This is a genomic window from Pseudomonas sp. KH_024_B2 (assembly GCF_057839965.1).
On sequence record NZ_CM174502.1, the window covers coordinates 5599375 to 5619503 of the forward strand.

Sequence of the window (20129 nt, forward strand, 5' to 3'; positions counted from 1 at the left end):
GCTAGTTACAGGATTGTTCATAAGGAACCCGCATGTCCGTTTCCCTCCTCACTCAGGACCGCTGGCTGGATCTCAATGATCTGTTGCGTGAACTGGTCGCCCAAGGCTTTATCAGCCAGGATTCGGCCGAACACGCATTGGGTACCCGACGCAATGCCGCCAACCACCAGCTCCATCCGCTAGAGTTTCTCGCCAGCCAACACCTCGACGACCTCAGCCGCCCCGGTAAACGGCTCGATCTGGAAAGCCTGACTTTATGGCTCGCGCAGCAGGCCGGTCAGCCTTATTTGCGCATCGATCCGCTGAAGATCAACGTCGCGCGCATCACTGCGCTGATGTCCTATGCCTTCGCCCAACGCCACAAGATTCTCGCTGTTTCGATCGACCGCGATGCGGTGACCGTGGCCAGCGCGCAGCCTTACGTCAAAGCCTGGGAAGCCGATCTGACTCACGTCCTGAAGCTGCCGATCAAACGCGTGGTGGCCAACCCGGCGGACATTCAGCGCTTTACCGTGGAGTTCTTCCGGCTGGCCAAGTCGGTCAGCGGCGCCAACAACGCTGATCAAAAAATGAGCACCCTGGGCAACTTCGAACAGTTGCTCAACCTCGGCGCCAGTGATCAGGAGCCGGACGCCAACGACGCGCACATCGTCAACATCGTCGACTGGCTGTTCCAGTACGCCTTCCAGCAGCGTGCCAGCGATATCCACATCGAACCCCGTCGCGAGCAAGGCACCGTACGCTTTCGCATCGACGGCGTGCTGCACAACGTCTATCAATTCCCGCCGCAAGTGACCATGGCCATCGTCAGCCGCCTGAAAAGCCTGGGCCGGATGAATGTCGCGGAAAAGCGCAAACCCCAGGACGGTCGGGTCAAGACCAAAACCCCGGACGGCGGTGAAGTCGAGTTGCGGCTGTCGACGCTGCCGACGGCCTTTGGCGAAAAAATGGTCATGCGGATTTTCGACCCGGAAGTGCTGCTCAAGGATTTCGATCAGCTGGGTTTCTCCGCAGAGGACCTGCGCCGCTGGCAAGACATGACCCGCCAGCCCAACGGCATCATTCTGGTGACCGGCCCCACCGGTTCGGGCAAAACCACCACGCTCTACACCACGCTGAAAAAACTGGCGACGCCCGAGGTCAACCTCTGCACCATCGAAGACCCGATCGAGATGGTCGAACCGGCGTTCAACCAGATGCAGGTTCAGCACAATATCGACCTGACCTTTGCCAGCGGTGTGCGGGCGCTGATGCGGCAAGACCCGGACATCATCATGATCGGCGAAATCCGTGATCTGGAAACCGCGGAAATGGCGATCCAGGCCGCACTCACGGGGCATTTGGTCCTGTCGACGTTGCACACCAACGACGCGCCCAGCGCCATTAGCCGCCTGCTGGAACTCGGCGTGCCGCATTACCTGATCAAGGCCACCGTCCTCGGCGTCATGGCCCAGCGTCTGGTGCGCACCCTTTGCCCCCACTGCAAAGCGCCGCTGAGCCTGGGCGAAGACGATTGGCAAACCCTGACCAGGCCCTGGCAAGCGCCAATGCCAACCAATGCCCAACGGGCCATCGGTTGTCTGGAGTGCCGCGACACCGGTTACCGAGGACGTGCCGGGGTCTACGAAATAATGCTGCTGAGCGACACCGTCAAAGCACTGATCAGCCCTGATACCGATCTACAGGCGGTGCGTCACCAGGCGTTCAAGGAAGGCATGCGCAGCCTGCGACTGTCCGGCGCACAAAAAGTCGCCGCCGGATTGACTACGATTGAGGAGGTGCTGCGGGTTACGCCGCAGAGTGAGCAGAAGTAAGAACAGGACTTTGTCTCCTGATGATGCAAAACAGCACGAATCGACTCGTATGCCAGCCCCATTCCGCTACCATCAGACCATTGCAGCCTCATCGATTAAAACCTGAACAGGGAAATGTCATGCAGATCGGTACCGTGCTTTTACTTTTCGTCGGCCTGGCCATCGCCATTGTGTTCATGGGCTTCAAGGTGGTTCCGCAAGGCTTTCAGTGGACGGTCGAGCGCTTTGGCCGCTACACCAACACCCTGAAGCCTGGCCTGAACATCATCATTCCGGTCATGGACCGCATCGGCCGCAAGATCAACGTGATGGAAAGCGTGCTGGACATTCCGCCGCAAGAGGTCATCACCGCCGACAACGCTACCGTGCAGATCGATGCCGTGTGCTTCTTCCAGGTGGTCAATACCGCTCAGGCCGCCTATGAGGTGAACAACCTCGAACATGCTATCCGCAACCTGCTGCAAACCAACATCCGTACCGTACTCGGCTCCATGGAACTGGACGCGATGCTCAGCCAGCGTGACAACATCAACGAGAGATTGCTGCGTACTGTCGATGAAGCCACGGCGCCGTGGGGCATCAAGATCACCCGGATCGAGATCAAGGACATCAGCCCGCCCGCCGACCTGATGGCCGCCATGTCCGGCCAGATGAAAGCCGAGCGGATCAAGCGCGCGCAAATTCTCGAGGCCGAAGGTCTGCGGGCGTCGGCGATTCTGACCGCCGAAGGTAAAAAGCAGGCGCAGATCCTCGAAGCGGAGGGTGGTCGTCAGGCTGCGTTCCTCGAATCCGAAGCCCGCGAGCGGCAAGCCGAAGCCGAAGCCCGGGCCACGCAGGTGGTATCCGAAGCGATCGCGACCGGCAACGTGCAGGCGATCAACTACTTCGTCGCGCAGAAATACATCGATGCGCTGGGCAAACTGGCATCGGCCAACAACAGCAAAGTGATCCTGATGCCACTGGAAGCCAGCCAGGTGATCGGCGCCGTCGGCGGCATCGGCGAAATCGTCAAAGCCACGTTCGACAGCAAAAAGGCCTGAGGCGCGACCTATGTGGGCATTCATGCAGCATTTGTCGTTCTGGGACTGGCTGGCGCTGGGCACCGTCCTGCTGATTCTCGAAGTGTTCGGCGCTGGCGGGTATTTGCTCTGGGTCGGCATGGCCGCTGCCATAGTCGGGGTGCTGACTTTCCTGATTCCGGATTTGTCCTGGGAAGTGCAATTGCTGCTGTTCGGTCTGCTATCAGTGCTGACGGCATTGTACTGGTGGAAACGCCAACACAGTGCCAGAGCCAGCGATCAACCGACCCTCAATCTGCGTGGCCAGGAGCTGATCGGCAAAACCTTCGTGGTGCATGAAGCGATTGTCGGGGGGCGCGGCAAGATCAAAGTCGCCGACGGTGTCTGGATGGCCAAAGGGCCGGACACACCCGCCGGCTCCCGTGTTCGGGTGATCGGCCAGGAAGGGGTCGTCATCCAGGTAGAACGGATCGATTAAAGTCATGGAACTCAGTGGGTTATCGAGCATCAAAGGCGCCAGATAACCCAAAGTCGGAGTCACCCATGCGTCTCAAATTAGCTGTCGCCACCCTGGCCTTGCTGTCCTTTCCTGTCGGATCGGCAATGGCGGAGGACACCTTCTGGCGTAACGTCATTACCTCGGGAGCGACCACCGGTTCCAGCTACCTGACCTCCAAGGATCACAAGCTGGTCGTCGCGGCTCAGGATGACGCCGGCAGCTTCGTCGCCAGCGAAGGCAGCATCCGCGGCCCGTATCTGGAAGCCGCAATACAGAAAGTCCGCACCGACAACCCGGGTTTACAGGCCACCGACATGGAACTGGCCAACGCTATTCTGGCGAAGAATGCCGTTGCTCAAGAGTGATCTGCTGCTTGGCTGAATAAAAAATGCCGCTCCTTCGAGCGGCATTTTTTTGTTCTCAACACCTGTGGGAGCGGGCTTGCCCGCGAAGAACGATGACGCACAACACCTGAAAAACCGCGGTGTTCGCTTCGCGGGCAAGTCGGATCGCCGCACCGCCGCTCCCACAGATCAGCGATACGCATCCACCGGCACGCAGGCACAGAACAGATTTCGGTCGCCATAGACATTGTCGACGCGGTTCACCGTCGGCCAGTATTTATGGGCCTTGGTGTGAGCAGTAGGCGTCACCGCCTGATCGATGCTGTAAGGCCGTTCCCAGATGCCGGTGATGTCCGCCAGCGTGTGGGGCGAGCGTTTTAACGGATTGTCTTCGCCAGGCCAGGTGCCGTTCTGCACCTGGGCAATTTCGGCGCGGATGCTCAGCATCGCTTCGATGAAGCGATCCAGCTCAGCCTTGGACTCGCTTTCGGTGGGTTCGATCATCAGTGTGCCCGGTACAGGGAACGACATCGTCGGCGCGTGGAAGCCGTAGTCCATCAAGCGCTTGGCGACATCCTCCTCGCTGATCCCGGTTTGCGCCTTGAGCGGTCGCAGGTCGAGGATACATTCGTGAGCCACCCGGCCATTTCGCCCGCTGTAGAGCACCGGGAAGGCGCCGCTCAAGTGCTCGGCCAGGTAGTTCGCCGCGAGGATCGCCACTTCGCTGGCATCGGCCAATTGCGGCCCCATCAGCGCGATGTACATCCAACTGATCGGCAAGATGCTTGCACTGCCCCAAGGTGCCGCGCTGACCGCTCCGTTCTCTGGCAGCGGACCTTCGATCGGCACCACCGGGTGATTGGCGACGAACGGTGCCAGATGCGCCCGCACGCCAATCGGCCCCATCCCGGGACCACCACCACCGTGGGGAATACAGAACGTCTTGTGCAGATTCATGTGGGAAACGTCGGCGCCGATATCCGCCGGCCGGGCCAACCCGACCTGGGCATTAAGGTTGGCGCCATCCATATAGACCTGACCACCGTGACTGTGGATAACTTCGCAGATCTCGCTGATGCCTTCTTCATACACGCCATGGGTCGACGGATAGGTCGCCATCAGGCACGACAAATTGTCGCCGGCGGCCTGGGCCTTGGCTTTCAGGTCGTCCAGGTCAACGTTGCCGGCATCGTCGCACTCGACGATCACTACCTGCATCCCGGCCATCTGCGCCGAAGCCGGGTTGGTGCCGTGGGCGGAAGCCGGGATCAGACAGATGTTGCGCGCGCCCTGCTGACGGCTTTCGTGGTACCTGCGGATCGCCAGCAACCCGGCGTACTCGCCCTGAGCGCCGGAGTTGGGTTGCATGCAGATGGCATCGAAACCAGTGATCGCGCAGAGCCAGCTCTCCAGCTCGCGGATCATCAGTGAATAACCCAACGCCTGCTCTCTCGGCGCGAACGGGTGCATATTGGCGAAACCCGGCCAGGTGATCGGAATCATCTCGCTGCTGGCGTTGAGTTTCATGGTGCAGGAGCCCAGCGGAATCATCGACTGGTTGAGCGCCAGGTCCTTGTTCTCCAGCTGTTTGAGATAACGCAACATCTCGGTTTCGCTGTGATGGGCACTGAATACCGGATGGCTCAGATAAGGCGAGCTGCGCAGCAGTTCATTCGGAATGCCCGAAACCAATGACTCGGCATCCAGCTCAGCGACATCCAGCCCATGATCGGCGCCGAGGAATACATCGAACAACCGCGCCACAGTGGTTTCGTCGCAGGTCTCGTCAAGGCTCAGACCCAACTGACCACGCCCGAGAATGCGCAGATTGATTTGCGCGCCCTTGGCGCTTTCGATGATCGCCGTCTGGCTGCCGCCGACTTCCAGCGTCAGGGTGTCGAAAAACCGCTTGTTGAGCCGTGTAATGCCATTTCTCTCCAGGCCCGTCGCCAGAATGCAGGTCAGCCGGTGAACCCGTTGGGCGATGCGTTTGAGCCCCTTGGGGCCGTGATAAACCGCATAGAAGCTGGCGATGTTGGCCAGCAGCACCTGCGCTGTGCAGATGTTCGAGTTGGCCTTCTCGCGGCGGATATGTTGCTCGCGGGTTTGCAGCGCCATACGCAGGGCCACATTGCCGCGCGCGTCTTTCGAAACACCGATGATCCGCCCGGGAATCGCCCGTTTGTACTCATCGCGACTGGCAAAAAACGCCGCGTGGGGCCCACCGTAGCCCATGGGCACACCAAAACGCTGGGACGAGCCGAATACCACATCGGCACCCAACTCTCCTGGCGGGGTCAATAGCAACAGGCTGAGCAGGTCGGCAGACACGCAAGCCAGCGCCTGCTGCGCATGCAGATGGTCGATCAGCGGGCGTAGATTGCGGATCTCGCCGTGAGTGTCCGGATACTGCAGCAACGCACCGAAGACCTGATGCCTGGCGAGGTTATCCACAGCGTCGATCACCAACTCGAAGCCAAACCCTTCGGCCCGGGTCTGCACCACCGAGATGGTCTGCGGATGACAATTTTCGTCGACGAAGAACAGATTGCTTCTGGATTTGGCCACGCGCTTGGCCAGGGCCATGGCTTCTGCCGCCGCTGTGGCTTCATCCAGCAGCGAAGCGTTGGCCAGCTCCAGACCAGTGAGATCGATGGTCAGCTGCTGGAAATTCAGCAGTGCTTCGAGCCGGCCTTGAGCAATTTCAGGCTGATACGGTGTGTAGGCAGTGTACCAACCGGGATTTTCCAGCACGTTACGCAAGATCACCGTCGGCGTCAGAGTACCGTGATAGCCCATGCCGATCAGGTTGGTCCAGATCTGGTTCTGTTCGGCATAACCTTTAAGCCTGGCCAGTGCGGCCTCTTCGTCGAGTGCTGGCGGCAGATCCAGAATACGGTTGAAGCGAATACCCGGCGGCACCGTCTGCTCGATCAACTCGACCCGACTGCCGAGCCCGAGACTGTCGAGCATGGCCTGCTGCTCGCCGGCATCCGGCCCCAGATGGCGCCGCAGGAAGGCATTGGGGTCGCGTAACTGGCTCAAGGACGGCAACTGGGACATGACGGGCTCTCTCTTGAATGGCGCTCAGCGTCGATGCAATACGGTCACAGCAGCATAGCAGTCGATCCCGCAGCGGATTCCTGCGGTCAATAAAAAGCCCCGACAGGTCGGGGCTTTTCAGGTGTCGCCAAGGGCTTACTCGCCGATAGCGGCCTTGTAGTCGGCGGCGCCGAGCAACTTGTCCAGTTCAGCGGTATCGCTTGGCTCGAGTTCGAAGAACCAGCTGTCGTATGGCGCGCTGTTGACCAGTTCCGGGTTGTCGGCCAACGCCTCGTTAATGGCAATGACCTTACCGGAGACTGGCGAGTAGATATCGGACGCGGCCTTGACCGACTCGACCACACCCGCGGCCTCACCGGCAGCGAACACCTTGCCGATTTCCGGCAACTCGACGAACACTACATCACCCAAGGCTTCCTGAGCGTGGTCTGAAATACCCACTTTCACGTTGCCACTCTTTTCCAGACGGGCCCATTCGTGACTTTCGGCAAAACGCAGGTCGACAGGGATTTCGCTCATATTCTGTGTCCTCAAGAAGAAATGTCAGCGGTTGATTGCCCGCCAGAAAAAGTTAGATCAAGGCTTTGCCATGACGCACAAAGGTCGGTTTTACCACCCGAACCGGGTACCACTTGCCACGGATTTCCACTTCTGCACGGTCGGCGGTTGCCATGGGCACCCGCGCCAGTGCGATCGACTTGCTAAGCGTAGGAGAGAAACTACCACTGGTGATCTCCCCTTCGCCAACATCGGCGATGCGAACTACCTGGTGAGCGCGCAAAACACCGCGTTCTTCCAGCACCAGCCCAACCAGTTTTTGTTTCACTCCGCCTGCCCGCTCTGCCTCCAGAGCGGCCCGACCGATGAAGTCGCGAGTCTCAGGCTCCCAGGCAATGCTCCAGGCCATATTGGCGGCCAGCGGTGAGACATCCTGATCAATGTCCTGACCGTAAAGGTTCATGCCGGCTTCAAGACGCAGGGTATCGCGGGCGCCGAGACCGATCGGCGAAATGCCCGCACCGACCAGATCGTTGAAGAACGCCGGTGCCTGATCGGCAGGCAGGACGATTTCCAGACCATCTTCGCCGGTATAGCCGGTACGCGCGATGAACCAGTCACCTTCGGCCTGACCCTCAAAAGGTTTGAGCTGCTGAATCAGCATGCCGCGGGCCTGAGTGACCAGTTCGGCAATCTTGTGCCGGGCCTGCGGGCCCTGAATCGCGAGCATCGCCAACTCCGGGCGCTCATGCATCTGCACCTGGAACTCACCGAGCCGAGCCTGCATCCAGGCCATGTCCTGATCACGCGTGGCGGCATTCACCACCAGACGGTAACCGGCCTCGGTGCGGTAGACAATCATGTCGTCGACTACCCCGCCACGCTCATTGAGCATGGCGCTGTACAGGGCACGGCCGGAGCTGTGCAGACGCTCGACATCATTGGCCAGCAAATGCTGAAGCCAGGCCTTGGCCTGGGGGCCGCTGACATCGATCACGGTCATGTGGGATACATCAAAAACCCCGCAGTCGCGTCGCACCTGATGGTGCTCTTCGACTTGCGAGCCGTAATGCAAAGGCATATCCCAACCGCCAAAATCGACCATCTTCGCGCCGAGGGCGAGGTGAAGGTCATACAGAGGCGTACGCTGTCCCATGGGTTTCTCCTTCCGGGCGTGGCGAAGGTGCGGACAGGCACTGTGCTGGTTGAAAGCCTTTAAAAATGTGGCTTGCAGCAGCTTTCAGTGACCCGACCCGAAGGGTGGACCGCACCGAATGCCGCGCATTGTAGCCGCAAGGTGTAGGACTGACACCTAGCTGATTCGATGAGCGGAACGTCGGATCAATCCGATGACCGGTAACAGCCCGACCAAAACCAGTGTCAATGCCGGCAGGGACGCTCGCGACCACTCACCTTCACTGGTCATCTCGAAGATGCGGACGGCCAGCGTGTCCCAGCCGAACGGGCGCATCAGCAAGGTGGCGGGCATTTCCTTGAGCACATCGACGAACACCAGTAACGCGGCACTCAAGGTGCCCGGCAGCAACAGCGGCAGATACACTTTGAAAAACAGTCGCGGTCCACTGACGCCCAGACTTCGTGCCGCTTCGGGCAATGAAGGCCGGATCCGCGCCAGGCTGTTTTCCAGCGGCCCATAGGCCACCGCAATGAAACGCACCAGATATGCCAGCAACAACGCCGACAAGCTGCCCAGCAGCAAAGGCTTGCCAGCACCGCCCAGCCAGGACGACAGCGGAATCACCAGTTCGCGGTCCAGATAGCTGAATGCAAGCATGATCGACACCGCGAGCACCGAACCCGGCAAGGCGTAACCCAGATTGGCCACACTGATCCCGGAGCGGATGGCATGGGTCGGTGCCAGTCGTCGGGCAAATGCCAGCAACAAGGCCACGCTCACTGTGATCAATGCCGCCATGCCCCCCAGATACAGCGTGTGCACGATCAGCCCGGCATAACGCTCATCGAGATCGAAACGTCCGCGCTGCCAGAACCAGACCAGCAGTTGCAGCACGGGGATCACAAACGCGCAGGCGAACACCAGGCCGCACCAGCCACTCGCGGCCAGGGCCTTGAGCCCGCGCAGGTGATACAACGCCTTGCTTCGCGGCCGTTCGTTTCCCGCTCGGTGGGCGCCCCGGGCCCGGCGCTCGCCATAGAGCACCAACATCACTGCCAGCAGCAACAGACTGGCCAGTTGCGCGGCGCTGGGCAGGCTGAAGAAGCCGTACCAGGTCTTGTAAATGGCCGTGGTGAAGGTATCGAAGTTGAACACAGACACTGCGCCGAAATCCGCCAGGGTCTCCATCAGTGCTAATGCCACGCCGGCACCGATGGCCGGACGCGCCATGGGCAGCGCCACGTGCCAGAAGGCTCGCCATGGCGACTGACCGAGGACGCGCGCCGCTTCCATCAAGCCTTTGCCTTGGGCGAGAAAGGCCGTGCGCGCCAGCAGGTAGACATAGGGGTAGAACACCAGCACCAGAACCAGGATCACGCCACCGGTGGAACGCACCCGAGGTAGGCGCAGGCCGCTGCCGAACCATTCGCGCATCAGCGTTTGCACGGGACCTGCAAAATCCAGTAGCCCGACAAACACGAACGCCAGCACATAGGCCGGAATCGCAAACGGCAGCATCAGCGCCCAATCCAGCCAGCGCCGCCCGGGGAACTCGCAAAGGCTGGTCAACCAGGCCAGGCTGACACCCAGCAGCGTTACGCCGACTCCCACGCCCAGCACCAGCGTCAGGGTATTACCGAGCAAGCGCGGCATCTGGGTTTCCCACAGGTGCGACCATATCTGCTGGTCGATCGACTGCCACGACAGCAGCAACACGCTCAGCGGCAACAGAACCAGCGCGGCAATGGCAAAGACCAGCGGATACCAACGACGTTGGGCGGGATGGGCCACGAAAAGCTCTCTATCAAATGATTGTGCCCACGCTCTGCGTGGGCACATGGCCTGCGACGCTCTGCGTCACCTCTGGAGCGGGCAGACGCAGAGCGTCCATGGCTGCATTCCCACGCAGAGCGTGGGAACGATCAACGCCCCGCAGATGCGGGACGCAGTATAACCAGCGACTCAGTTCCAGCCAGCACGGTCCATCAAGCGAATGGCTTCGGCCTGACGCTTGCCGGCCACTTCCACCGGTAGGGTATCGGCGACGAACTTACCCCAGCCCGCCACTTCAGCAGACGGTTGCACCTGCGGGTTGGCCGGGAACTCCTGGTTGATATCGGCGAAGATCTTCTGCGCTTCAGGTGTGGTCATCCACTCCACCAGCGCCTTGGCCGCTTCCGGGTGCGGGGCATGTTTGGTCAGGCCGATGCCGGACAGGTTGACGTGTACACCACGGTCACCCTGGTTCGGCCAGAACAGTTTTACCGCCAGATCAGGCTTCTGCTTGTGCAGACGGCCATAGTAGTAGGTGTTGACGATACCGACATCGCATTGCCCGGCATTGATCGCTTCGAGCACCGCGACGTCATCGGAGAACACATCGGTAGACAGGTTGCTGACCCAGCCTTTGATGATTTTTTCGGTCTTTTCCACACCGTGGGTTTCGATCAACGTGGCAGTCAGCGACTGGTTGTAGACCTTCTTCGCCGTACGCAGGCACAAACGGCCTTCCCACTGCTTGTCGGCCAATGCCTCGTAAGTGCTCAGGTCTGCTGGTTTTACCCGATCAGTGGAATAGGCAATGGTCCGCGCCCGCAGGCTCAAACCGGTCCATTGATGAGCGGACGAGCGGTATTGAAGCGGAATGTTGGCGTCGATTATCTTGGAGGTAAACGGCTGAAGAATACCCATCTGCTCTGCTTGCCAGAGGTTGCCGGCATCGACGGTGAGCAGCAGGTCGGCGGTAGCGTTCTCACCCTCGGCCTTGATCCGCTGCATCAGCGGCGCTTCCTTGTCGGTGATGAACTTCACCTGGACACCGGTCTTGCTGGTGTAGGCATCGAAAACCGGCTTGATCAGCTCATCGATACGCGAGGAGTAGACCACCACCTCATCAGCCGCCTGAGCGGTGCTGCCAATCAGAGTGAGTGCCAGGGCGGTCAGTAGACGCTTCGGTGCCAACATGGGAGCGGTCTCTCGTAATAGGATTGAGACGAAATGATAAGGACTCACATTTAGCTTCTCAACCGAACACTCTGCGCAGAAGTTACTAGATGTTGCTGCATCGGCAAGGTCGAAAATCTGCGTTGATTGAACCATCGCTTCGCGGGCAAGCCACGCTCCCACATTTAGACTGCGTACTCCTGTGGGAGCGGGCTTGCCCGCGAAGGGGCCATAAGCGACGCTGAAGGATCAAGCCTTGGCCAACTCCGGCAAATCCCCAATCAGCCCCAGCGCCTCGCGCACAAACAGCGCCTTGGCCTCTGGCATTTGATCGATCATTTTCAGCCCGGTATTACGCAACCAGCGCAGTGGCAAGGGATCAGCCTGGAACAAGCGTTCAAAGCCTTCCATCGCCGCCATCAGCGCCAGATTGTGCGGCATGCGTCGGCGCTCATAACGGCTCAGTACTTTCACATCCGCCAGACGCTCGCCGCGGCTGGCCGCTTGCAGCAGCACCTCAGCCAGCACAGCGGCGTCGAGGAAACCGAGATTGACCCCCTGCCCGGCCAACGGGTGGATGGTGTGGGCAGCGTCGCCGATCAACGCCAGGCCTTCAGCCACATAGCGCTTGGCATGGCGCTGACGCAGCGGGACACAGAGTCGCGGGTCAGCGCTCAACACCGTGCCCAGGCGTCCTTCGAAGGCACGCTCCAGCTCGCGACAGAAAGTTTCGTCATCCAGCGCCATCAGGCGTTCAGCCTCGCTCGGGGTGGTCGACCAGACGATCGAGCACCAATCGTGCTGACCATCACGCTCCAGCGGCAAGAACGCCAGCGGACCGTTATCGGTAAAACGCTGCCAGGCGGTCATCTGATGGGGCTGGGCACTGCGCACGCTGGTGACGATGGCGTGATGCAGATAATCCCACTCGCGAGTCGCGCAACCGGTGAGACGGCGCACCGCCGAGTTGGCACCGTCCGCCGCGATCACCAGGGGCGCACGCAGCATGCGCCCATCCGCCAGGGTCAGCAGCCAGTCGTCGCCGGAGCGGCGCATCTGCTCCAGACGCGCATTGGCCAGCAGGCCCATATCGCAGTCGTGCAAGCGCTCGAGCAAGGCATCCTGAACCACGCGGTTCTCGACGATATGCCCCAGCACCTCGGCGTGCACACTGGTCGCCGAAAAGTGAATCTGTCCGGTGCCGCTGCCGTCCCACACATGCATTTCGGCATATGGGCTGGTGCGGCGGTTGACGATACCCTCCCAGACCCCCAGGCGTTCGAGGATCCGCTGGCTGGCTGCCGACAAGGCGCTCACTCGCGGCTCGAACGGCGCCTGCGGATCGAAGGGCTTGACGCTCAATGGGCTGCCGTCGAGCAGCAAAACCTCCAGCCCGCTGTCCTGCAACGCCAGCGCCAACGCGCTCCCGACCATTCCGGCCCCGACAATCAGCAGATCTGCGCGCATTTCCATGCTTTAAGCCTGTCTCGCTTGCGGCTTGAGCCGCACGTAAAGGGGGTTATCGACCCGCGCCACCAGCGTGCCGCCGTCGTTATGAGTCTCGAAACGCCGGGTCATTCGGGACGCGTGCCAAGTCCCATGGCCTGTCGGGCGAACCAGCGCTTGGCCGGCGGCAGCAAATCGAGGCCAAGCAGGCCGATATTGCGACCCAGCGAAACCAGTGGCTGCGTGCTGCCAAACAAACGGGTGACCTGATCGGAGAAGCCCACGGTCAACTGCTGATCCAGCCGTTGCCGCTCCCGATAGGCCTGCAAGATGGCGAAGTCGCCCGGCCCGCTCTCGCTGGCCAGTAACGTATCGGCCAGCGCCTGGGCATCGCGCAGGGACAGGTTGAAACCCTGACCGGCAATCGGATGCAGGCTGTGGGCCGCATTGCCCAATACCGCCAGATGGGGACGAACCTGTTCTTCGGCCTCCACCAGCGTCAGCGGATAAAGATGCCGCGCGCCGACTTGCTTGAGGGTGCCGAGGCGATAACCGAAGATGCCCTGCAACTCGCTGAGGAAGCTGCGCTCATCGAGGTTGGCCAGACGCTTTGCGTCCATGCCGAGTCGGGTCCAGACCAGCGCGCAGCGGTTTTCCGGTAGCGGCAGCAAGGCCATCGGACCGTCATCGGTAAAGCGTTCGAACGCCATGCCGTCATGGGCTTCGCTCGGGGTGATGTTGGCGATCAGCGCGCTCTGGTTGTACGGACGCTTTTTGACGCCGATACCCAACTGCTCGCGCAGACCGGAACGACCACCGTCGGCCAAAACGGCCAGGTCGCAATCGAGGGTGATTTCATCGCTGAGGGTCAGGCGGTAGCCATCTTCGAGAGGTTCCATGCGCGTCACTTCCGCCGGGCAGCGCCAACTGATCACATCCTTGTCCAGACTTTGCCAGAGGCATTGACCGAGCCAGGCGTTCTCCACCACATAACCGAGCGCCGGAACGCCCTCTTCCATGGCCGACAATCGCGCAGTGGAAAACCGCCCGCGATCGGAAACATGGATCTGTTTGATCGGCTCTGCGCGGCGGGAAATTTCCTGCCACACACCAAGCCGCTGATAAATTTGCCGGGCGCCGAAGGACAGCGCCGAGGAACGGGCGTCATAGCTCGGTTGATAGGTGTGGCCGGGGGCGAAAGGTTCGATCAGCACGATCTTCCAGCCGCGCGCCTTGGCTCCGGCCTGCAAGGCCAACGCCAGACTGGCGCCGACCAGACCACCACCGATGATTGCCAGATTGACTCTACTCATGCCGCTTGAGTCCGGGCAGCCGCCATCAATGCCTCGATCTCGGCCACGGTTTTCGGTGCGCCGTTGGTCAGAATTTCACAGCCCTGTCTGGTCACTACCACGTCATCCTCGATACGCACGCCAATGCCGCGCCATTTCTTCGCCACGTGCTGATTGTCCGGTGCGATGTAGATACCCGGCTCGACCGTCAGCGCCATGCCGACTTCCAGCACCCGCCATTCACCGCCGACCTTGTACTCGCCGACGTCATGCACATCCATCCCCAGCCAGTGACCGGCACGATGCATGTAAAAGGCCTTGTAGGCTTCGCTGGCGATCAGTTCGTTGACGTCACCCTGCAACAAGCCAAGCTCCACCAGCCCCGCCGTAATTACCCGAACCGTGGCTTCGTGGGCCTGGTTCCAGTGCTTGTTCGGCGCGATTTGGGCAAACGCGGCCTCCTGGGCAGCCAGCACCAACTCGTAGATCGCCTTCTGCTCAGGAGAGAACTTGCCGCTGACTGGCCAGGTCCGGGTGATGTCGCTGGCGTAGCAGTCGATCTCGCAACCGGCGTCGATCAGCACCAGATCGCCGTCCTTGAGCACCGCGTCATTCTGTTGGTAATGCAGGATGCAGCTGTTGCGCCCGGAGGCGACGATCGAGCCATACGCCGGCATTTTCGCCCCACCTTTACGGAACTCGTAATCCAGCTCCGCCTCCAGGCTGAACTCATGCAAACCGGCACGGCTGGCCTGCATGGCGCGAACATGGGCCTGAGTGGAAATCCGCGCGGCCTCGCGCATCACCTTCACTTCTGCCGCTGATTTATACAGCCGCATATCGTGCAGCAGATGATCCAGAGCAACGAATTCGTTCGGCGGCTGGGCGCCGAGGTGCGCTTTAGAGCGGATCACGTTGATCCAGTCCATCAGATGGCGGTCGAATTCAGGATTGCTGCCCATGGCCGAATAGACCCGGTCGCGCCCTTCGATCAGGCCCGGCAGGATGTCGTCAATGTCGGTGATCGGGAAGGCGTCATCGGCGCCAAAGTCACGGATCGCGCCTTCTTGACCGGCGCGCAAACCGTCCCACAGCTCCCGTTCGGCATTACGTTCACGGCAGAACAGCAGATATTCGCCATGCTCACGACCGGGCATCAGCACCAGCACTGCCTGAGGCTCGGGAAAACCGCTGAGGTACTGGAAATCGCTGTCCTGACGGTAGACGTGCTCGACATCACGGTTGCGGATCGCCACGGCGGCAGCCGGCAGAATCGCGATGCTGTTGGGTTCCATCTGCGCCATCAGCGCCTTGCGGCGGCGGGTGTATTCCGATTTCGGGATATGAATCATGGGCAGATGGATTTCCCTATCAAGCAATTAATGCAGCGAAGGCTTGGCAGCAGGTTCAGCCGGTTTTTTGGTCTCGGTGAACAGCAGCAGCGGCGCGACCCGCAGGTACTCCATGACTTCCATGTAGTCACTTTCGCCGTCGTCGGACTCTTCCAGAGCGTCTTGCACCTGGGCGATGGCCGCGAGGTCTTGCAGGACTTCGGTGGCTTCAGCGCTCAGCGCGTTGTCGCGGTAGGTCAGACCGAAGCCGGCAAGGAAACCCTGGCACCACTGGCCCAGGGCCTCGGCACGCTCGGCCAGCGGCGCGTCATCGGACGGCAACAGCAGGACAACGGTCATGTCGTCACTGGTCAGTTCGCCCTTGACCATCTCTTGCAGGCCGATCAAGGCGTTGCGGACATTGTCTTGCGGCTCGCCTTCGAGCATCTCGGCGGCGTCGACCAGCCAGCTGTCGGATTCGAAACCGGCACCGCCGCAACTGCGGCCGAGCAACAGGCCATGCAATTCGGCAGGCGAGACAGGATGGCCGCTGGTTTTGAGCAGGGTGGCGAAGGCTTGGTACGGGGAATTCTGAATGGGCATGGGCAGCTAGGCGCCAGACGGCGCTATGTCTAGAATGAAGGCCTTGTATCCTACATCGACAGACTCGCCAAGACTATTAAAGGCTGTCCGCCAGTTACCACCCATCAGACAAATCCTGTGGAACACTATGGAAGACACCGACCTGCAAGCACTGATGGCCAGACTCGAACTGCTGATTACCCGGGTCGAGCAACTAAAGAGCCAGAATGGACTCTTATTAGCTCAGGAAAAGACCTGGCGTGAAGAACGCGCGCACCTCATTGAAAAGAACGAAATCGCCCGGCGTAAGGTCGAATCCATGATTTCGCGCCTGAAAGCCCTGGAGCAAGACTCATGAGTTCAAGCAATAGCGTTACCGTGCAGATCCTCGACAAGGAATATTCGATCATCTGCCCCCAGGAAGAACGCAGCAACCTGGTGAGTGCTGCCCGTTATCTGGACGGCAAGATGCGCGAAATCCGCAGCAGCGGCAAAGTCATCGGTGCCGATCGCATTGCGGTGATGGCTGCGCTGAACATCACCCATGACCTGCTGCATAACCAGGAGCGCTCTGAAGTGCAGGCCAGCGGTTCGACCCGCGAGCAGGTCCGCGACCTGCTGGAACGCGTCGATCTGGTGCTCGCTACCGATCCGGATGTCAGCAAGAGCTGATTCCTGAGGGTGGTTGCGGTATACTCGCGCCACTCCCTGGGGTGCTTGCCAGTTGGCGATGTCCCTGAGCCGATTCGCACTACCCTGGAGGTTGCACGTTGGGCCGGTGTGCATGTCCGCTAGACGGAAAGCCTTAACGCTTACTGCATCCTCCACCTTGAACTTTCGGGTTCAAGGGCTAAGTCGACAGCGGTTCATCCGGGGAGCCTGAATTCTTGCCCAATGCCAGTTTCTTCAAACTGGCATTGGCTTTTTACGAGTACGCCATCCTGCCGCGCTCGATCCTGATCAGCCAGAATCCATGAACGAACCTGCGCCGCTATCCCGCCCGCAACTTCGACGCATGCTGCGCAAGGCCCGCCAGGCGCTGACGCCTTGCCAACAACGCGAGGCAGCCCGCGGGCTTTATCGACAACTGGCACAGCACCCGCTGTTTCGCCGGGCAAAACACATCTCTCTTTATCTACCCGCAGATGGTGAAATCGATCCGAGCCTGCTGCTGCGCGCCGCTCAGCGTCGGGGTAAGGCCATCTATTTGCCGGTGCTCAGCCCTTGGCCACAAACCAAGATGGTGTTCCAGCGCATTCGCCCCGGGGAAAAGTTTCGGCCCAACCGTTTCGGCATCCCCGAGCCACGACATAACGCGGCCAGGCAACGCAAGGTCTGGGCGCTGGATCTGGTGTTGTTACCGCTGGTTGGTTTTGATGAATTCGGCGGACGCTTGGGGATGGGCGGCGGCTTCTATGACCGCAGCCTGGCGTATCTGGCGCGCCGCAAAACCTGGCGCAAGCCGACGTTGCTGGGGCTGGCCCATGAATGTCAGAAAGTCGAACGACTGGATCAGGCGAGCTGGGATGTACCGCTGCAAGGAACGGTCACGGACAGGAAGTGGTATTTCGCCGAGTAGTAGACGCCACTTGAGTCAGCGGCGTCCGGTGAACACTATCAGCGCTTGAAGGATGGCTGTTGCTGAGCGACTTCAATCGGTGCATCGGTCTGATTCGACCACAGACTCTGCGCGTAACCGGTAGTCACGACCCCCAAACCGAACAAAATAACCAAAATCCATAGTAAATCCGGTTTGCGTTTCATCGATTGCCCCCCTTCAGGCAAATCACACACGATGACAGCAGCGGTTTCGTTATAGGCCGTGCAGCAGCGTCAAGCTTGGAAGGCCGGCATTTTGCGGTAACGTGAACCGACACGCAAATGCCGGCGTCAACCGACTGTCGGTTTGTCATAAAATTGACCGACAACTTGCCCGCGTACCCTCCAGGAGCAAACACGATGGCCTATTGGCTGATGAAGTCCGAGCCGGAAGAACTCTCGATCAAAGGACTGGAGAAGCTCGGTGAAACGCGCTGGGACGGTGTACGCAATTATCAGGCGCGTAACTTTCTGCGGGCCATGGCGGCAGGCGATGAGTTTTTCTTCTATCACTCCAGTTGCCCCGAGCCGGGCATTGCCGGTATTGGGCGCATTGCCGAAGCAGCCTATCCGGACCCGACCGCGCTGGAGCCGCAAAGCGTGTATTTCGACCCTAAAGCCAGCACCGAGAAAAATCCGTGGAGCGCGATAAACGTCGCCCATGTCGAAACCTTTCCCAAAGTATTGGGGCTGGGCTATCTGAAACAGCAAACCGCGCTGGCCGAGTTGCCGTTGGTACAGAAAGGCAGTCGGCTGTCAGTGATGCCGGTGACCGCCGAGCAATGGGCGGCGGTGTTGGCGTTGCGCTAGAGAGTACTCGGTTGCTTGTACTGGCCTCATCGCGAGCAAGCTCGCTCCCACAGGGATTTGTGTTGGATGCAAATTCTGCAGCCAATGGAGATCAAATGTGGGAGCGAGCTTGCTCGCGATGAGGCCCGCCCAGACACCAAAAATCCTATTGAATAATCAAATTATTGAACAACAAATCATCAACCATCGGCTTGCCGGTTTCGTCGTTCATCACTTGCTGCGTCTGCTTCAAGGCTTCCTGACGGAGCTTTTCCTTGGCTTCGACGTTGCTCATGGCCTCGGCGGTTTGCTGGGAAAACAGCGCCACCAACTGGTTGCGGATCAACGGCTCATTGGCCTTCACCGCTTGCGCCGCTTCATCACCCGTCACACGCAAGGCCACGTCGGCTTTAAACACCTTGAGTTTCGGGCTGCCATCCAGACCATAGTTGCCAACGAATGGCGGGGTCAGGCTGATGTAGCTGACTTTCGGTGCTGCACCCTCTTTGGCTTCTTCGGCCATCGCCGCCATTGGCAGAGACAGGGCCAGCATCAACATGATCCACGCTTTCACAATTCGCTCCTTATCCGGTTTGCGGCCTAGCATAGCGACCCGCCTGTCGGAGCCCAAGCACAAAGCTTATGGCTGACTATCAGGGCGGGGCATGCTCGTTGACCGCTTGACTCACACACCTACACTTATCGGCCATCACTCCAAAAGGAATAGCCCTGATGAAAGCCGTGCTATGCAAAGCCTTCGGCCCTGCCGAAACGCTGGTGCTGGAAGAAGTCGCCAGTCCTCAAGCGAAGAAGAACGAGATCCTGCTGGACGTGCACGCCGCCGGGGTGAACTTCCCGGACACGCTGATCATCGAGGGCAAATACCAGTTCAAGCCGCCCTTCCCGTTTTCACCCGGTGGAGAAGCGGCCGGTGTAGTCAGTGCGGTGGGCGAAAAGGTCAGTCATCTCAAAGTCGGTGACCGGGTCATGGCGCTGACCGGCTGGGGCAGCTTCGCCGAGCAGGTCGCAGTGCCGGGCTACAACGTGCTGCCCATTCCTGCGGCCATGGACTTCAACACCGCCGCGGCGTTCAGCATGACCTATGGCACCTCCATGCATGCGCTGAAACAACGCGGCAATCTGCAACCCGGCGAAACCCTGCTGGTACTCGGTGCATCCGGCGGCGTCGGCCTCGCCGCCGTGGAAATCGGCAAAGCCATGGGCGCCCGCGTTATCGCCGCCGCCAGCAGCGCCGAAAAACTCGCGGTCGCCAAGGCCGCCGGTGCCGATGAGCTGATCAACTACAGCGAAACCAACCTGAAAGACGAAATCAAACGCCTGACCGACGGCCAGGGTGCCGACGTGATCTACGACCCGGTCGGTGGCGACCTGTTCGACCAGGCCATCCGCGCCATCGCCTGGAATGGCCGGCTGCTGGTAGTCGGCTTCGCCAGCGGACGCATTCCCGAACTACCGGTGAACCTTGCTCTGCTCAAAGGCGCAGCCGTGGTCGGCGTGTTCTGGGGCTCGTTCGCCCAACGCCAACCGCAGGACAACGCAGCGAACTTCCAGCAATTGTTCGGCTGGTTTGCAGAAGGCAAGTTGAAGCCGTTGGTATCGCAGGTGTATCCGCTGGCGCAAGCGGCTCAAGCCATCAATGATCTCGGCCAGCGCAAGGCGGTTGGGAAGGTGGTTGTGCAGGTTCGGTAAACAGATGCCCCCTTTACTGTAGGAGCGTCGACCGACGACTCCTACAGAAGACGGCACCAAAC

At 60.2% G+C, this 20129-nt stretch carries 20 protein-coding genes and 1 other RNA gene; 10 read left to right on the forward strand and 11 right to left on the reverse strand.

The window, feature by feature from the left end; translation table 11 throughout:
• Positions 1–32: 32 nt before the first annotated feature.
• From tfpB to AC3I0A_RS26060, 4 genes are all read left to right on the forward strand, one after another.
• Positions 33–1814 carry a type IV pilus assembly ATPase TfpB gene (gene tfpB / locus AC3I0A_RS26045; RefSeq protein ID WP_489375379.1) on the forward strand — a complete coding sequence of 594 codons (1782 nt, stop codon included), beginning with the start codon at positions 33–35 and terminating at the stop codon, positions 1812–1814.
• Between the two features lie 119 nt (positions 1815–1933).
• Positions 1934–2854 carry an SPFH domain-containing protein gene (locus AC3I0A_RS26050; protein WP_489375380.1) on the forward strand — a complete coding sequence of 307 codons (921 nt, stop codon included), beginning with the start codon at positions 1934–1936 and terminating at the stop codon, positions 2852–2854.
• A gap of 10 nt (positions 2855–2864) precedes the next feature.
• Complete coding sequence (locus AC3I0A_RS26055) at positions 2865–3311, forward strand: NfeD family protein (RefSeq protein WP_489375381.1); 447 nt, start codon at positions 2865–2867, stop codon at positions 3309–3311.
• Between the two features lie 65 nt (positions 3312–3376).
• A complete protein-coding gene (locus tag AC3I0A_RS26060) occupies positions 3377–3697 on the forward strand; it encodes a DUF2388 domain-containing protein (RefSeq protein WP_489375382.1) in 321 nt (106 codons plus the stop codon).
• A gap of 168 nt (positions 3698–3865) precedes the next feature.
• On the opposite strand, the gene gcvP is transcribed toward AC3I0A_RS26060, so the two are convergent.
• The 9 genes from gcvP to AC3I0A_RS26105 all read right to left on the reverse strand — a co-directional run bounded on the left by gcvP (position 3866) and on the right by AC3I0A_RS26105 (position 15990).
• Positions 3866–6739, reverse strand: a complete 2874-nt coding sequence (gene gcvP / locus AC3I0A_RS26065; protein ID WP_489375383.1) for an aminomethyl-transferring glycine dehydrogenase — start codon at positions 6737–6739, stop codon at positions 3866–3868.
• Positions 6740–6874: 135 nt separating this feature from the next.
• Positions 6875–7258 carry a glycine cleavage system protein GcvH gene (gene gcvH / locus AC3I0A_RS26070; protein WP_489375384.1) on the reverse strand — a complete coding sequence of 128 codons (384 nt, stop codon included), beginning with the start codon at positions 7256–7258 and terminating at the stop codon, positions 6875–6877.
• 52 nt (positions 7259–7310) lie between these two features.
• A complete protein-coding gene (gene gcvT, locus AC3I0A_RS26075; protein WP_489375385.1) occupies positions 7311–8393 on the reverse strand; it encodes a glycine cleavage system aminomethyltransferase GcvT in 1083 nt (360 codons plus the stop codon).
• Between the two features lie 156 nt (positions 8394–8549).
• Positions 8550–10166, reverse strand: coding sequence for an ABC transporter permease (locus tag AC3I0A_RS26080; protein ID WP_489375386.1), 1617 nt, complete (start codon positions 10164–10166; stop codon positions 8550–8552).
• 171 nt (positions 10167–10337) lie between these two features.
• Positions 10338–11339, reverse strand: a complete 1002-nt coding sequence (locus tag AC3I0A_RS26085) for an extracellular solute-binding protein (RefSeq protein WP_489375387.1) — start codon at positions 11337–11339, stop codon at positions 10338–10340.
• Positions 11340–11567: 228 nt separating this feature from the next.
• Entirely contained in the window at positions 11568–12785 is a 1218-nt protein-coding gene (locus AC3I0A_RS26090; RefSeq protein WP_489378605.1) for a 2-octaprenyl-3-methyl-6-methoxy-1,4-benzoquinol hydroxylase, read from the reverse strand.
• 107 nt (positions 12786–12892) lie between these two features.
• Positions 12893–14077, reverse strand: a complete 1185-nt coding sequence (gene ubiH, locus AC3I0A_RS26095) for a 2-octaprenyl-6-methoxyphenyl hydroxylase (RefSeq protein ID WP_489375388.1) — start codon at positions 14075–14077, stop codon at positions 12893–12895.
• Positions 14074–15408: a Xaa-Pro aminopeptidase gene (gene pepP / locus AC3I0A_RS26100; RefSeq protein WP_489375389.1), complete on the reverse strand. Its 1335-nt coding sequence runs from the start codon at positions 15406–15408 to the stop codon at positions 14074–14076. Before pepP ends, ubiH begins: the two co-directional genes overlap by 4 nt.
• Before the next feature lie 27 nt (positions 15409–15435).
• Positions 15436–15990, reverse strand: a complete 555-nt coding sequence (locus AC3I0A_RS26105; RefSeq protein ID WP_489375390.1) for a YecA/YgfB family protein — start codon at positions 15988–15990, stop codon at positions 15436–15438.
• Between the two features lie 127 nt (positions 15991–16117).
• Between AC3I0A_RS26105 and AC3I0A_RS26110 the strand changes: the two genes are divergently transcribed.
• From AC3I0A_RS26110 to AC3I0A_RS26125, 4 genes are all read left to right on the forward strand, one after another.
• Positions 16118–16327: a TIGR02449 family protein gene (locus tag AC3I0A_RS26110; protein WP_007982902.1), complete on the forward strand. Its 210-nt coding sequence runs from the start codon at positions 16118–16120 to the stop codon at positions 16325–16327.
• A complete protein-coding gene (locus AC3I0A_RS26115) occupies positions 16324–16641 on the forward strand; it encodes a cell division protein ZapA (protein ID WP_489069327.1) in 318 nt (105 codons plus the stop codon). The genes AC3I0A_RS26110 and AC3I0A_RS26115 overlap by 4 nt, the downstream gene beginning before the upstream one ends.
• Before the next feature lie 30 nt (positions 16642–16671).
• A non-coding RNA gene (ssrS, locus tag AC3I0A_RS26120) (6S RNA) lies at positions 16672–16850 on the forward strand.
• A gap of 92 nt (positions 16851–16942) precedes the next feature.
• A complete protein-coding gene (locus AC3I0A_RS26125; protein WP_489375391.1) occupies positions 16943–17548 on the forward strand; it encodes a 5-formyltetrahydrofolate cyclo-ligase in 606 nt (201 codons plus the stop codon).
• Positions 17549–17586: 38 nt separating this feature from the next.
• Here AC3I0A_RS26125 and AC3I0A_RS26130 read toward each other — a convergent pair whose 3' ends face one another.
• A complete protein-coding gene (locus AC3I0A_RS26130; protein WP_489375392.1) occupies positions 17587–17733 on the reverse strand; it encodes a hypothetical protein in 147 nt (48 codons plus the stop codon).
• Between the two features lie 195 nt (positions 17734–17928).
• On the opposite strand from AC3I0A_RS26130, the gene AC3I0A_RS26135 reads away from it, so the two are divergent.
• Complete coding sequence (locus tag AC3I0A_RS26135; protein WP_489375393.1) at positions 17929–18378, forward strand: EVE domain-containing protein; 450 nt, start codon at positions 17929–17931, stop codon at positions 18376–18378.
• A gap of 145 nt (positions 18379–18523) precedes the next feature.
• Here the strand turns inward: AC3I0A_RS26135 and AC3I0A_RS26140 are convergent, their stop codons facing one another.
• The gene (locus AC3I0A_RS26140) at positions 18524–18931 is read right to left on the reverse strand and encodes a flagellar basal body-associated protein FliL (protein WP_489375394.1); all 408 of its coding nucleotides are present in this window, start codon (positions 18929–18931) and stop codon (positions 18524–18526) included.
• 158 nt (positions 18932–19089) lie between these two features.
• Here AC3I0A_RS26140 and AC3I0A_RS26145 point away from each other — a divergent pair, with 158 nt between their 5' ends.
• Complete coding sequence (locus tag AC3I0A_RS26145) at positions 19090–20067, forward strand: NADPH:quinone oxidoreductase family protein (protein WP_489375395.1); 978 nt, start codon at positions 19090–19092, stop codon at positions 20065–20067.
• The last annotated feature ends 62 nt before the right edge of the window (positions 20068–20129 follow it).

Bases quoted from the DNA above. Each gene is read 5' to 3' on its own strand.
- tfpB (WP_489375379.1), top strand. From the start codon at position 33: ATGTCCGTTTCCCTCCTCACTCAGGACCGCTGGCTGGATCTCAATGAT.
- AC3I0A_RS26050 (WP_489375380.1), top strand. From the start codon at position 1,934: ATGCAGATCGGTACCGTGCTTTTACTTTTCGTCGGCCTGGCCATCGCC.
- AC3I0A_RS26055 (WP_489375381.1), top strand. From the start codon at position 2,865: ATGTGGGCATTCATGCAGCATTTGTCGTTCTGGGACTGGCTGGCGCTG.
- AC3I0A_RS26060 (WP_489375382.1), top strand. From the start codon at position 3,377: ATGCGTCTCAAATTAGCTGTCGCCACCCTGGCCTTGCTGTCCTTTCCT.
- gcvP (WP_489375383.1), bottom strand. From the start codon at position 6,739: ATGTCCCAGTTGCCGTCCTTGAGCCAGTTACGCGACCCCAATGCCTTC.
- gcvH (WP_489375384.1), bottom strand. From the start codon at position 7,258: ATGAGCGAAATCCCTGTCGACCTGCGTTTTGCCGAAAGTCACGAATGG.
- gcvT (WP_489375385.1), bottom strand. From the start codon at position 8,393: ATGGGACAGCGTACGCCTCTGTATGACCTTCACCTCGCCCTCGGCGCG.
- AC3I0A_RS26085 (WP_489375387.1), bottom strand. From the start codon at position 11,339: ATGTTGGCACCGAAGCGTCTACTGACCGCCCTGGCACTCACTCTGATT.
- AC3I0A_RS26090 (WP_489378605.1), bottom strand. From the start codon at position 12,785: ATGCGCGCAGATCTGCTGATTGTCGGGGCCGGAATGGTCGGGAGCGCG.
- ubiH (WP_489375388.1), bottom strand. From the start codon at position 14,077: ATGAGTAGAGTCAATCTGGCAATCATCGGTGGTGGTCTGGTCGGCGCC.
- pepP (WP_489375389.1), bottom strand. From the start codon at position 15,408: ATGATTCATATCCCGAAATCGGAATACACCCGCCGCCGCAAGGCGCTG.
- AC3I0A_RS26105 (WP_489375390.1), bottom strand. From the start codon at position 15,990: ATGCCCATTCAGAATTCCCCGTACCAAGCCTTCGCCACCCTGCTCAAA.
- AC3I0A_RS26110 (WP_007982902.1), top strand. From the start codon at position 16,118: ATGGAAGACACCGACCTGCAAGCACTGATGGCCAGACTCGAACTGCTG.
- AC3I0A_RS26115 (WP_489069327.1), top strand. From the start codon at position 16,324: ATGAGTTCAAGCAATAGCGTTACCGTGCAGATCCTCGACAAGGAATAT.
- AC3I0A_RS26125 (WP_489375391.1), top strand. From the start codon at position 16,943: ATGAACGAACCTGCGCCGCTATCCCGCCCGCAACTTCGACGCATGCTG.
- AC3I0A_RS26130 (WP_489375392.1), bottom strand. From the start codon at position 17,733: ATGAAACGCAAACCGGATTTACTATGGATTTTGGTTATTTTGTTCGGT.
- AC3I0A_RS26135 (WP_489375393.1), top strand. From the start codon at position 17,929: ATGGCCTATTGGCTGATGAAGTCCGAGCCGGAAGAACTCTCGATCAAA.
- AC3I0A_RS26145 (WP_489375395.1), top strand. From the start codon at position 19,090: ATGAAAGCCGTGCTATGCAAAGCCTTCGGCCCTGCCGAAACGCTGGTG.